The 12,327-nt window shown below is 66.0% G+C and carries 13 protein-coding genes, 1 tRNA gene and 1 riboswitch; of the genes, 8 read left to right on the top strand and 6 right to left on the bottom strand.

The window, feature by feature from the left end; translation table 11 throughout:
* Position 1 precedes the first annotated feature (1 nt).
* Entirely contained in the window at positions 2–1,450 is a 1,449-nt protein-coding gene (locus tag GL300_RS04225; protein WP_155038298.1) for a TrkH family potassium uptake protein, read from the bottom strand.
* A 103-nt stretch (positions 1,451–1,553) separates the two neighbouring features.
* On the opposite strand from GL300_RS04225, the gene GL300_RS04230 reads away from it, so the two are divergent.
* Positions 1,554–1,627, top strand: a tRNA-Gly gene (locus GL300_RS04230).
* A 301-nt stretch (positions 1,628–1,928) separates the two neighbouring features.
* Here the strand turns inward: GL300_RS04230 and GL300_RS04235 are convergent.
* The 4 genes from GL300_RS04235 to GL300_RS04250 are packed head-to-tail and all read right to left on the bottom strand — an operon-like array spanning position 1,929 to position 6,395.
* Positions 1,929–2,684 (bottom strand): ABC transporter ATP-binding protein, encoded by a 756-nt coding sequence (locus GL300_RS04235; protein WP_155038299.1) that lies wholly within the window; start codon positions 2,682–2,684, stop codon positions 1,929–1,931.
* Positions 2,681–3,682 (bottom strand): FecCD family ABC transporter permease, encoded by a 1,002-nt coding sequence (locus GL300_RS04240; RefSeq protein ID WP_155038300.1) that lies wholly within the window; start codon positions 3,680–3,682, stop codon positions 2,681–2,683. Before GL300_RS04240 ends, GL300_RS04235 begins: the two co-directional genes overlap by 4 nt.
* Positions 3,679–4,521 (bottom strand): ABC transporter substrate-binding protein, encoded by an 843-nt coding sequence (locus tag GL300_RS04245; protein WP_246195069.1) that lies wholly within the window; start codon positions 4,519–4,521, stop codon positions 3,679–3,681. Before GL300_RS04245 ends, GL300_RS04240 begins: the two co-directional genes overlap by 4 nt.
* Positions 4,515–6,395 (bottom strand): TonB-dependent receptor plug domain-containing protein, encoded by a 1,881-nt coding sequence (locus GL300_RS04250; protein ID WP_155038301.1) that lies wholly within the window; start codon positions 6,393–6,395, stop codon positions 4,515–4,517. Before GL300_RS04250 ends, GL300_RS04245 begins: the two co-directional genes overlap by 7 nt.
* 132 nt (positions 6,396–6,527) lie before the next feature.
* A riboswitch (cobalamin riboswitch) is annotated at positions 6,528–6,727 on the bottom strand.
* Between the two features lie 207 nt (positions 6,728–6,934).
* Between GL300_RS04250 and GL300_RS04255 the strand changes: the two genes are divergently transcribed.
* Together GL300_RS04255 and truA are read left to right on the top strand one after the other, a co-directional pair.
* Positions 6,935–7,906: a 5-bromo-4-chloroindolyl phosphate hydrolysis family protein gene (locus tag GL300_RS04255; protein WP_155038302.1), complete on the top strand. Its 972-nt coding sequence runs from the start codon at positions 6,935–6,937 to the stop codon at positions 7,904–7,906.
* On the top strand, positions 7,906–8,694 hold the full coding sequence (truA, locus tag GL300_RS04260; RefSeq protein ID WP_155038303.1) for a tRNA pseudouridine(38-40) synthase TruA: 789 nt from the start codon (positions 7,906–7,908) through the stop codon (positions 8,692–8,694). Before GL300_RS04255 ends, truA begins: the two co-directional genes overlap by 1 nt.
* Positions 8,695–8,704: 10 nt before the next feature.
* Here truA and GL300_RS04265 read toward each other — a convergent pair whose 3' ends face one another.
* Positions 8,705–9,406 carry a sugar transferase gene (locus GL300_RS04265; protein ID WP_155038304.1) on the bottom strand — a complete coding sequence of 234 codons (702 nt, stop codon included), beginning with the start codon at positions 9,404–9,406 and terminating at the stop codon, positions 8,705–8,707.
* Between the two features lie 268 nt (positions 9,407–9,674).
* Here GL300_RS04265 and GL300_RS04270 point away from each other — a divergent pair, with 268 nt between their 5' ends.
* Genes GL300_RS04270 through rimI form a run of 5 tightly spaced genes read left to right on the top strand, consistent with a single transcriptional unit; the run spans position 9,675 to position 12,327 of the window.
* Complete coding sequence (locus GL300_RS04270) at positions 9,675–10,130, top strand: universal stress protein (protein ID WP_155038305.1); 456 nt, start codon at positions 9,675–9,677, stop codon at positions 10,128–10,130.
* The gene (locus tag GL300_RS04275) at positions 10,130–10,741 is read left to right on the top strand and encodes a CPBP family glutamic-type intramembrane protease (RefSeq protein WP_155038306.1); all 612 of its coding nucleotides are present in this window, start codon (positions 10,130–10,132) and stop codon (positions 10,739–10,741) included. The genes GL300_RS04270 and GL300_RS04275 overlap by 1 nt, the downstream gene beginning before the upstream one ends.
* 47 nt (positions 10,742–10,788) lie before the next feature.
* Positions 10,789–11,343 (top strand): NifU family protein, encoded by a 555-nt coding sequence (locus GL300_RS04280; protein WP_155038307.1) that lies wholly within the window; start codon positions 10,789–10,791, stop codon positions 11,341–11,343.
* Positions 11,336–11,929, top strand: a complete 594-nt coding sequence (tsaB, locus tag GL300_RS04285; protein ID WP_155038308.1) for a tRNA (adenosine(37)-N6)-threonylcarbamoyltransferase complex dimerization subunit type 1 TsaB — start codon at positions 11,336–11,338, stop codon at positions 11,927–11,929. Before GL300_RS04280 ends, tsaB begins: the two co-directional genes overlap by 8 nt.
* Positions 11,926–12,327 carry a ribosomal protein S18-alanine N-acetyltransferase gene (gene rimI / locus GL300_RS04290; RefSeq protein ID WP_155038309.1) on the top strand — a complete coding sequence of 134 codons (402 nt, stop codon included), beginning with the start codon at positions 11,926–11,928 and terminating at the stop codon, positions 12,325–12,327. The genes tsaB and rimI overlap by 4 nt, the downstream gene beginning before the upstream one ends.

Consider the following 12,327-nt stretch of genomic DNA (forward strand, 5'->3'; position numbering starts at 1 on the left):
GTCAGCTGCGCCAGAAGCGCGGCAGGAACAGCACCAGCACAGTCATCAGCTCAAGACGACCGATATACATGCCCACCGTCATCATCCATTTGGCGGCGGTGGGCAGTTGGTCGACCGCGCCATTCGGGCTAAGCTCGGGCCCCCACAGCACACCGACGTTTGCGATCGAGGTCCATGCCCCGGTCAGCGCGGTGCGCGGATGCAACCCGGTCATCGCCAGCCCCATGATCAGCAGGCCAAAGGTCAGCATGAACAGGGTAAAGAAGGTCATCACCGAATCGACCACGTCCCGGTCCAGCGGGCGGCCGTCGTAAAGCAGCGGATAGACCCGATGCGGCGATTGCATGCGCTTCAGCTGCGATTTCACCGCCTGAAACAGCACCAGATAGCGGAATACCTTGACCGAGCAGGCGGTCGAGCCGGTGCAGCCGCCGATCAGCCCGATCACCACCAGAACGGCAAAGGGGAAATGCCCCCATTGCGTGACATCGGTCGAGGCAAGCCCGGTGCCCGAGAAGGTCGAGACCACGTTGAACACGGTCTCGCGGATGATCGCCTCGGGGTGCTTGGCCTCCAGCCAGAGCAGGCGATAGATGACGATCGCGGCGATGGCATAGAAGGTCCAGCGCAGATAGGCCCGGATCTGGACATCCTGCCACAGCGGCTGGGCCGAGCCCCGCACCAGTTGCACCATGCGGATGAACGGGATCGAGGCGAGGATCATGAACACCGCCGCCGCATATTCCAGCGGCCCGACATAGGGCCCGAAACTGGCGTCGTAATTCGAAAAACCGCCAGTCGAGCAGGTCGACATGGCCATCACCACCGCATCGAACCCGTTCATGCCCAGCAGGATATAGACGATGGCGCAGATCGCGGTCAGGGCGATGTAAACCCAGGTCATCTCGCGCGCGATGTCAAAGGCGCGGGGCAGGATCTTGCCCAGCGTGTCGAAACCCTCAGATTTGAAGAACTGCATCCCGCCGACCTTCATCACCGGCAGAAAGATCATCGCGACGACGATGATCCCCAGTCCCCCCGACCAGTTCAGGAAGCCGCGCCACAGGTTGATGCCCTTGGGCAGGTTGTCGAGATCGGGAAATGCGGTGGCGCCGGTCGTGGTCAGGCCCGACATCGCCTCGAAATAGGCGTCGGTGAAGCTGGCATGGGGCTCGCCCACCATGAAGGGCACCGCCCCGGCCGCAGGCAGCACCGCCCAGATCGAGGCGGTCAGCAGAAACGCCTGTTCCAGCGTCATCGCCGGGTTCTTGTCATGGGTGGCCAGCGTGATCAGCCCGCCCGCCAGCATGGTCAGGATCGCGGCCTCAAGGAAGGATTTCCAATGCGGGTCGCCCGCCCAGTAATCGACGCACATCGGCAGCACCATCGCCGCCCCCAGCGTGATGACCAGTTTGCCGATGGTATTGGCGACGGGGCGAATGTCGATCATGCGAACCTGCTTGCCGCGCGCATCCTGCTGCGTCAAGCATCTGCATCGCCGCGCGTTCAAGTGCTTGCAAGCCCTTTCGCGCTTGCCTATAGAAAGTGGCGATGCGGGTGTAGCTCAATGGTAGAGCAGCAGCCTTCCAAGCTGAATACGTGGGTTCGATTCCCATCACCCGCTCCATCATTCCTTCCGACGAAACGGCTGGCCCTCAGGGTCGCAGAACAATTGCCGCGATGGCGATCAACGCGCCTATTGTCACCGGCACAAGCCATACGAGCATCCGGTTCCGTTGCGTCTGGGACCGGATATTGAGCGTCTCGGCCTGAGGCCGATGTGCTTCGGCCTAATCACGCAGAAATTGCGCGTGCTTCATCTGATCTTCGGTCGGCGGGACCAAGCGGTCTTCGATGTGCCTCCCCAAGTGTCCCGCGCGGATTAGGCGGGACGCCTGCACCTTATCCGGGCAGCCCTGAAGATCGGGTTAATGCGGCTCGGTCACATCCTGCACCTGAAACGACAGGCCGTCAGCGGTCTGGGTCATCTGCGCGGTGATGCCAAAGCATTGGGCAAGGTTGCGGGCACTCAGCACCTTGGAGGGCGCGCCGTCCGCGACGATCCGACCCTGCTCCAGCAGCACCAGCCGCGTGCAATGGCGCGCCGCCAGCCCAAGATCGTGCAGCGAAGCGACCACGCCCTTGCCGTCCTTGGCCAAGGCCGCGAACAGCCGCATCACCCGGATTTGCGCCGCGGGGTCCAGACCCGAGATCGGTTCATCGGCCAGCAGTAACGATGTCTCTTGCGCCAAGGCGCGGGCGATCAGGGCGCGGGCCTGCTCGCCTCCGGACAGTCCGGTGGCAGGGCGATGGCGCAGCGCCCCCAGATCCAGCGCCGCGATGGCGCGTTCGGTTGCGGCAAGATCCGCCGCGCCTGCCGCATCGGGATGGGCGATCCGCCCCAGCGCCACCAGTGATTCGACCGACATCGGCCATGCGATCTCGCGCCCCTGCGGCATGAAGGCCGCCATGCGGGCGCGCTCATGCGCGGGCATATCCGCCAGCGAGGACCAGCCGCCCGCCGGGATCAGCCCCTGTGCCGCGCGCAGCAGCGTGGTCTTGCCCGCGCCGTTCCGCCCCAGCAGACCCACGAACTCGCCAGCGCGGATGGTCAGGTCGATACCGTCCAGAACACGGCGGCGGCCCTGATCGCAGGTCAGGCCGGACAGGACCAGCAGCTTCATGCGCCGCTCCTTCGTGTCTTCAGGATCAGATGCAGGAAGAACGGCGCGCCGATCAGCGCGGTCAGCACCCCCAGCTTCAGATCGCGCGTCGGTGCCACCACCCGCACCGCGATATCGGCGGCCAACACCATCGCCGCCCCGCCAAGGGCCGAGGCCGGGATCAAAGCCGAGGGCCGCGCCCCGACCGCGCGGCGCAGGATATGGGGCACGACCAGCCCGACAAAGCCGATCGCCCCCGCAACCGCCGTCGCCCCGCCGATCAGCGCGGCGGTCCCGGTAACCAGCACCAGTCGCAACTGTCGCAGGTCGATGCCACTGGCGGCAGCCGCATCCTCGCCCAGGGTCAGCGCATCCAGTCCCCGCCCAGTGGTCAGCAGCAGACCCGCACCCACAACCATGAACGGCAGCGCGATCCAGACATGCAGCATCGAGCGGTCGGCCAGCGAACCAAGCATCCAGAAGATGATCTCATTGGCGGCAAAGGGGTTGGGCGAAAGGTTCAGGACCAGCGAGGTCGCCGCCCCCGCTAGGGCCGAAATCGCAATGCCCGACAGGATCAGCGCCAACGCCCCACCCTGCGGTCCGGCCAGCGCCAGAACCAGCATGACCGAAACCAGCGCCCCGGCCAGCGCGGCCAGCGGCAGGCCCAAGGGGAATGCCGCCGCAATCCCGGTCTGGATCGCCAGCACCGCCCCCAGCGCTGCCGAGGCGCTGGTCCCGATCAGCCCCGGCTCGGCCAAGGGGTTGCGCAGGAAACCCTGCATGACCGCGCCCGACATTCCCAACGCCGCGCCGACCAGCGCCCCCAGCAGCGCGCGCGGCAGGCGCAATTCGCGCATCACCAGCTGCAGCATCTCGGGGCCGTGGCCAAAGAGCGCGGCAAGGCTTTGCCCGATGCCCAGCCGGGCCGGGCCGATCAGCAACGAGGCAAGGCCCAGCCCCAGCACCAGCAGGACCAATCCCGCGAACAGGAAGGCAAGGCGCGGCTGGCGGGTCATGGTCCGAATGCTCCGTTCGGGGCGGCGTGACGCAAGGCCCGGATGGCGTCCAGCGCGGCAGGCGTGCCGCAGGACCAGTTGTGATCCTCGATGACGGCATGGGGCTGGCGGGCGACCAGCGCATGCAGGGCGGGATGGTCCAGCAATTCCTCGGCGCGGGCATGGCCGGGATTGCGCGCGCCCAGCACCAGCAGGTCGGGAGCGGCGATGACCAGTTGCTCCAGCAGGATGTTCCCGCCTTCGGAAATTCCGAAATCGCCGGCGATATTGCGATAGCCCGCCGCCTGCAGAATTGCGCCCGACAGGCTGTCCGGCCCGGCGACATAGCCGTTGGCGGCATAGATCGCCGCGCTGGGGGCCGGGGTTTCAAGCGGTCCCAGCGCGGCCAGCCCCTTATCGAAGCGGGCAATGGTGGCAGCGGCCTCGGCCTCACGCCCCAGAACCCGGCCCATGCGGCGCAGGTTGTCGCGAATGTCCTGCAATTTGGTTTCCGGCGGGAACAATTCGATCGGGACGTTCAGCCGCGACAGCAGCCGCAAGGTGTCGGGCGGCGTGAAGGTCCCGGCAAGGACCAGATCGGGCTGCAGCAGAAACACTTCCTCGGCGCTGCCGCGATTGGCCGGGACATGCGCCGCCTCAGTCACCATGGCCGAACTGGCCGGGTCATGCGCCAGATATGAGACCGAGACCAGTTGCCCCGGCGCCGCAAGCTGCAGCGCCAACTGGTCCGTGCACAGGTTGATCGAGACCACCCGGCGCGGCGGATCGGCGAAAGCCGCCGCCGCAACCATTGTCAGGCCGCCCGCAAGGCAGGCGACCATCAGGCGCAAGGCTACCATTTCGCCTCAAGCCCGGCATAGACCGTGCGATCCTGCGAGGCATAACCCCAGACGTCGGAATATTCCTCGTCGAACAGGTTCACCACGCGGGCGGTGGCGCGGACATTCTCGGTCAGGTCATAGCCTCCCGACAGGTTGACGGTGGTATAGTCCGACAGTTCCGCGGTTTCATACATCCCCCAGAACTGGGTGTCGTAATTGCCCGCGACATGGCGCAGATCGGCGGTGACCCAGCCACGCCCCTCGAACAGGGCCAGCGTCGCCGACAGGCCAAGCTCGTGGCGCGGGCGGCGGATCTCGATCGAGCCGTCGGGGTTTTTGGCGTCCAGATAGGTGTAGTTCAGGCCCAGATCCAGGCTGTCGGTGGCCTTGACGCGCGCGGCGATCTCGACCCCTTCGCGCGGACTTTCGCCCTCTTGGTTCACATAGGTCGCGCGCCCATCCGGTGCCCCGCCAAAGACATAGGTCACCTCATCCTCGATCCGCTCGCGGAACCAGGTCACGTCGATGGTGCCGCGGTCGTCGGGCAATTGCGCCTCGACGCCCAGATCGAAGCCGCGATTGGTTTCCGGCTTCAGATAGGGATTGCCGACAGTGAAGCTGTCATTCGAGTAAAGCTCGTAATAGGACGGGTTGACCAACCCGCGCCCGCCCGAGGCATGCAGCCGGAACGGACGGTCGGGCACCTGCCATGACAGGCCAAGGTTCCAGCTGGTGAAATCCTCGAAAACCTTGTTGTCGTCGCGACGCAGCCCGGCCTGAATATCCAGACCGTTTTCCAGAAACGCGCGGTATTCCAGCGCAACCGAGGTCATCTCGCGCGTGAAATCCGGGGCCAGCGAGGATTCGTCCTTCTGCTTTTCCACCAGCAGGTTCAGCAGGTGGCTGGCATCCGCGACCGCCTGCCCGTCCAAGCCATAGCTGAGACGGTATTTCCATTTCTCGGTCTCGCCACGGGTTTCGGGCGCGCCGGTATCGCTGCTTTTGAACACGCTGTCCTGATATTCCAGCCGCTGGGTCAGGCGACCGTCCAGCATGGAATATTCGCCCCAGGCCGCGCCCTGGAACTCGTTGCGGTCGAAATACAGGCCGCTGTCATCGACGATGTAGCCGTCGGCATCGGTGGCCATGTAATCGGCGCGGTCATAATCGTATTTTTCCTTGGCCCGGCGCAGACTGCCGCCAAGGCGCAGATCGTCCGTCGCCTGATACCAGCCCGACAGGCCGATGGTCTTGCGGTTGATGCCATCCTTTTCGCCGCCATCGCCCGACTGGTCCCAGCCGTGATCGTCCCGCGCCGAGAGGTTCAGCGCGATCCCGCCGCGCTCGCCGTTGTTGCTGACATGGGCCGAGGCAGCGGCCCCGTTCCCGACTTCGACCTTGCCGCCGTAATGCAGCCCCGGCCCGCCCTTGTCGGTGATGATATTGATCACCCCGGCCGAGGCGTTCGAGCCGTAATAGACCGATTGCGGGCCGCGCAGCACCTCGATGCGCTCGACATTGGCGGTTTCCAGCCCGCTCAGGATATATTCGTCAGCACCACCCGCGGCCTCGATCCCGTCGATCAGGATCAGGGTATGGTCGGCCTCGGACCCGCGGATGCGGACCTGCGTGTAGCTGGCACCGGTGCTGCTGACCGACACGCCGGGCATCGCACGCAGCGCGTCCTGCACGGTGACCAGCCCGCGTTCCTCGATCTCGGTGGCGGTGACGACGCTATAGGCGCGGCCATAGCCGTCGCTGGCCACAGGCAGGAAGCCTGCCGACAGGACCAGCGGGTCCAGGGTGACGGCAGGGGCGGTGTCCTGCGCCAGCGCGAAACCGGGCAGCGATGCTGCGACAAGGGCGAGATAAGAGCTTCGGTTGCGGATCATGTCCGGGGCCTTTCCTGCGCAGGCAAGCCTGCAAGTCTTGGGTAGGTTGCGGGATGGGCCGGTCATGGCGCCTCCGCAGATGGGTGAGGTTCACCGCTGCGGATGGCCGCTTCCCGGACGCGCCCCGCGCCGGAAATGGGTGATGCCTCGGCAGGTCTCCTGGCTTGCGGGTCATCGCTTGGGCCGACCTTCCCGGAACCGGTGTTCCAGTGGCGCATATGGCCCTTGCTCGCCGCTTACAGTTGCGGGGGCAGCCGCGGATTTGCCCTTGCAGGCGCACCGCATTCCCTTTTCATCCGGTGCAGGACCGGAACCGTGGCTGACTGCCTGTTCGCGCAGGACGGCGGGTCCTGTCAAGCGGACTGACGGGTCCTGCCCTTTCTTTCGCGGTGCTGTGGCCCTATATCCAGCGGGAAACCCGTCCGGCCCAGCATGAAAGGAAGCAGATGTCCCGGAAAGCGACGAAACGCCTGTCCTTCTTTCTGTTGATGGGGCTGACGCTTTACGCGTCCTTCGTGGGCGCAGGCTGAGGGCGGATCATGGCCAAACGTTTCGGAGGCCGCTTCTCGCCCCTTGGTCGGGGTCAGGATGCGCAAAATGCGGCGATGACCGGCACCCGTCCGGTGCCGCGCCCGGTTCATCACCCGCTGGAATCGCGCACGCGCTGGATCACCTTCATGGCGGTCCCCTTCCTGATCAGCGCCTTCTGGCAGGGGCCGTTCGGGCTGGTCATGCATCTGCTGGCCTTTGGCGGCGTGGCCGCGGGCATGTTCCTGACCCGCGAGGGCCTGCAGGCCGAGGCCGAATATGACGCCCGCCGCGTCGCCCGCCGCCCCGCCATTCCGCGCAAGCTGTTCGGCGGCATCCTGACCGGGCTTGGCCTTGCGCTTGGGTCCTATGTGCCGGGGGCCGAACTGGGCGCAGGCATCATCGGCGTCGCAGGCGCTGTGCTGCACTGGTTGTCCTTCGGCACCGATCCGATGCGCGACAAGGGCATGGAGGGCATCGACAGCTTCCAGCAGGACCGCGCCGCCCGCATTATCAGTGAGGGCGAGGCCCATCTGAAGGCCATGCAGGACGCCATCCTGCGCACCGGAGACCGCCGTCTGGAGGCCCGCGTCGGCATGTTCGCCGCCACCGCGCGCGAGCTGTTCGCCCGCATCGAGCAGGACCCCGGCGACATTGCCGCCACGCGCCGCTATCTGGGCGTCTATTTGCAGGGCGCGCGGGACGCGACGGTCAAGTTCTCGGACCTTTACGTGCAGACCCATGACGCCCGCGCCCGTCAGGATTATGAAACCCTGCTGAACGATCTGGAAAGCCAGTTCGCCGCCCAGACCCGCAAGCTGGTCGAGGGTGGCCGCACCGACTTGGACATCGAGATCGGCGTGCTGCGCGACCGTCTGGCGCGCGAAGGCATCCTGCGCCCCGCCGCCCCGCCCGAGCTGGAAACGCCGATGACCATGGATGATCTGCTGATCCCCCGCGAAAGCGAAAAGCAGCGCCGCTGATGCCTCGCTATGCCCTGTTGATCGAATATGACGGCACGCCCTTTGCCGGCTGGCAGGCGCAGGCCGACCAGCCCAGCGTGCAGGGTGCTATCGAAACCGCCTTGGCGCGGCTGGATGCCGGTTTCGCGGCGGGCGCCCGCATCGCCGCCGCCGGACGTACCGATGCCGGGGTGCATGGAACCGGGCAGGTCGCCCATGCCGATCTGCAGCGCGACTGGGACCCGTTCCGCCTGTCCGAGGCGCTGAACTGGCACCTGAAGCCCGCCCCCGTCGCCATTCTGGCCGCCGTCCGCGTCGAGGATGATTTCCACGCCCGGTTTTCAGCCCATGAGCGGCGCTATGTCTTTCGCCTGACCTCGCGCCGCGCGCCCGTGACCCATGACCGGGGCCGGGTCTGGCAGGTGCTGAACCCGCTGGACGCCGATGCCATGCGGCAGGGTGCGGCGCATCTGATCGGACTGCATGATTTCACCACCTTCCGCTCGACCATGTGCCAGTCGAACAGCCCGGTGAAGACGCTGGACGAGATCCGCATCGAGGAGCATCAGATCCCGCAGGGCCGCGAATATCGCTTCTACCTGCGGGCCCGGTCCTTCCTGCACAATCAGGTCCGCTCGATCGTCGGCACGCTGGAACGCGTCGGCGCGGGATCATGGTCGCCCGACCGCGTGGCGGATGCACTGGCAGCACGTGACCGTGCGTCATGTGGGCCGGTCTGCCCGCCTCAGGGGCTGTATCTGTCGGGGGTGGGCTATCCGCAGGACCCGTTCGGGATCGACCGCGCTTAACCCCAGAGAATCACTCGGCCGGCATCTGGTTTTTGACTCGTGCCCGTTTTTTCGACGGAGCAACCTGATCCGAGGGCAGCCGACGACGGCCCCGACCCTGCCAGTTCGGGACCAGCACCGTCATCACCGTATGCCAGATGATCCACAGATCCACGCGCAGGCTGCGGCGACGCTGGTAGATCAGATCCAGCCGAAGCTTGGTCGGCAGGCAGCGCCGGTAATAGGCGGCCTCGGTTGCCTCGGCGGTCTTGCAGCGCGCCATGATCCGGTCCTCATGCGCGTGATAGATCATCGTCGCAAGGCCGGTGACGCCGGGCCGATTGCTGAGAACCTGATTATACAGCGCCGGGAAACGCTCGACATATTCGGGCAGCGGCGGGCGCGGGCCGACAAAGCTCATATCGCCGCGCAAGATATTGAAAAGCTGAGGCAATTCATCCAACCGCGAGCGGCGCAGGAAGCGACCGACGCGGGTGATCCGCCAATGCTTATGCGCCCCGGTTGCGCCGAAATCATCCGCCTCAAGCAGCATGGTGCGGAACTTGAGCAGATTGAATTTCTCGCCCGGCGCACGCATCCGCGGCGCGACGTAGAACAGCGGGCGTCCCTGACTGACCAGCAGCACGATCGCCACCGCGAGGATCACCACGGAAAGCGGCACAAGCAGCAGGATCGCAAAGAAAATATCGAAGGCGCGCTTGCCGAAGGTCATGCCAACGCGGCATCCCTGACCTTCTTCGGCAATCCATGACAGGTCTACGCCCGATGGCGTATCCACGGAACGGTCATGACGTCTGCCCCAATCGTGATGAATTGTCACAGCGCGGTCCCGTGTAAGTGGTCAGCTCGTTAACGTTTGTGCCTTAACATAGGGCATCCAAATTGAAAATGCGCGCAAGGGTGAAAGCGCGACAGACTTGCGTGAGCGTGTCCTTTCGGCCAGTCTTTGCCAATCTGCAGGCCAGACGGACGGGACGAAGATGCGGAAATTCCTGGTTTTTCTGGACGATTCGCGGGAATGCCTGAACGCGATCCGCTTTGCGGCGATGCGCGCCGCGAAAACGGGCGGCGCAGTTCAGGTGTTGGCGGTGATTCCCGCCTCTGAGATTCAGCACGGAATGGGCGTCGCCGAGGTCATGCGCGCAGAGGCTTACGAGCGAATCCGTGCCCATTTCGAGGTCTTCGCCAAATGGATGCGCGACCGTCCGGGGGTCGAGCCGGAACTGATCGTGCGTGAGGGTGAGCCGGGCAACGAACTGCTGGCCCAGTTGAACGACGATCCCGAGATCGGCGTCATCGTCCTGGCCGCCTCGGTCGAAAGCACCGGGCCGGGACCGCTGATCACCCGCCTCATGCGCGAGATGGCGACCCTGCCCTGCCCGATCACCATCGTGCCCGGCGACATCTCTCGGGAACGGCTGGAACAGATCACCTGATGGATCGCGGGCTGGCGCTGGCGGCGCTGGCGGCCATCCCGGCACTGGCAGCGCTGTTTTACGGGCTGGCTCAAGGCGGGATGCGCCCGCTGACCGCCTGCCTTGTCGGGCTTTGCGCATATTGGCTGCTTCTGCTGGCGGCGCTGTTCTGGCGCCGGGACTGGTCCTTGCACCTGCGCTGGCCGGGCTGGCGCGCCGCGTTGCCGCTGACGGCCTTGACCGCCAGCGCGGCCATCTTCGGCGGACCGGCGATCCCGCAGCTTTCGCCGCATGTGCTGGTAACCGTGCTGATCGCGGCCTGCATCAATGGCACGCTTGAGGAAGCCTTTTGGCGTGGCGCGCTGGTGCCCCGCGCCAATTGGCAGGCGGCCTTGCCCGCCGTGGGGCTGTTCACCCTGTGGCATCTGGCCCCTGCCGCCGCCATGGCCGCGCTGGATGCCAAGGGCGGGGCGCCGGGTCTGCTGATCGCTGCGGCGCTGCTGGGCATTTGCGCAATGGCGACGCGGCTGGCCTCGGGCAGTGCCGGCTTTGCGGCGCTCTGCCATGTGGCCATCAACATCTGCACCTTTGCTGTGCTGGCCGCGACAAATGGAAGCGCGCGTTTTCCTTGACTCATACCCCCCTCAATCCCCATATCGCGCATCAAAGGAGCGCGCCCATGTTCATCCAGACCGAAACCACCCCGAACCCTGCCACGCTGAAGTTCCTGCCCGGCGAAACCGTTCTGGGAACCGGCACCGCCGACTTCCCCGAGGCCGAGGCCGCCGCGCCCAGCCCGCTGGCCCGCCGCATCTTTGCCGTGCCCGGCGTTGCTGGCGTCTTCCTCGGCTCGGATTTCGTGACCGTGACCAAGGCCGATGGTGCCGTATGGGACCATCTGAAGCCTTCTGTTCTGGGCGCGATCATGGAGCATTTCCAGTCCGGCGCGCCGGTCATGGAAGGCGCTGCGACCAGCGGCCATAACGATCAGGACGGCCCCGATGCCGACATCGTCACCCAGATCAAGGAATTGCTGGACACCCGCGTCCGCCCCGCCGTGGCACAGGATGGTGGCGACATCACCTTTCACGGCTTCGACCGCGGCGTCGTCTACCTGCACATGCAAGGCGCATGCGCGGGCTGCCCGTCCTCGACCCTGACCCTGAAGATGGGCATCGAGAACCTGCTGCGCCATTACATCCCCGAGGTGACCGAGGTTCGTCCCGTTGCCTGAGGCACTGTCTTTAGGCTTTGACACATCGGCCGCGCATTGCGCGGCCGCTTTGTTGCAAGGCGGACGCGTGCTGGCCCATCGCCATGAGGACATGGCCAAAGGGCAGGCCGAACGGCTGTTCCCCTTGCTGGCCGAGGTGATCGCCGAAGGCGGCGTGGACTGGCACGACCTGTCGGTGATCGGCGTCGGCACCGGGCCGGGGAATTTCACCGGCATCCGCATCGCTGTCGCCGCCGCGCGTGGCCTGGCTTTGTCGCTGGGCATTCCCGCCGTGGGCGTCGGCGTGACCGAGGCTTTGGCGCTGGACCTGCCCCGCCCCTGCCGCGTCGCCATCCCCGCCCGTGCGGGCGAGGTGATCTGGCAGGATTTCGGCACCGGGCACGACACCCGCCCCGATCAGGGCGTGCTGCATGCCCTGCCCCCCGGCCCGCCGGTTCTGGATCCTGTCCACCCCCTTGCCGTGGCCATCGCGCGGATCGCGCTGGACCGCCGCGAGCAGCCCGACCTGCCCCGGCCTGCCCCGATCTACCTGCGCCCAGCCGATGCAGCCCCTGCCCGCGACCGCGGACCCGTCATCCTGACATGACCTCGGATTTCCTTGCCGATTTGCATCTGCGCTGTTTTCGCGCACATCCCCGGCCATGGTCGGCGGCCGAGATCGAGGATCTGCTGTCCAGCCAGCTGAATTTCCTGCTGCATCGCCCGCAGGGTTTCCTGATCGGCCGCACCGTCGCCGATGAAGCCGAGTTGCTGACCGTCGCCGTCTCGCCCAACGCGCGGCGTCAGGGGGTGGCCCGCGACCTGCTGGCCGAGTTCAGCGACACCGCGCGCGAACGCGGCGCGGTCGAGGCCTTTCTTGAGGTCGCCTCGGACAATGATGCGGCACGCGCGCTTTACCTGTCGGATGGCTGGGCAAATGTCGGATTGCGGCGGAATTATTATGCACCCGGCATCGATGCGGTCCTGATGCGCCGCGCGCTTTAG

Source organism: Paracoccus litorisediminis, assembly GCF_009711205.1.
Lineage (GTDB): Bacteria > Pseudomonadota > Alphaproteobacteria > Rhodobacterales > Rhodobacteraceae > Paracoccus > Paracoccus litorisediminis.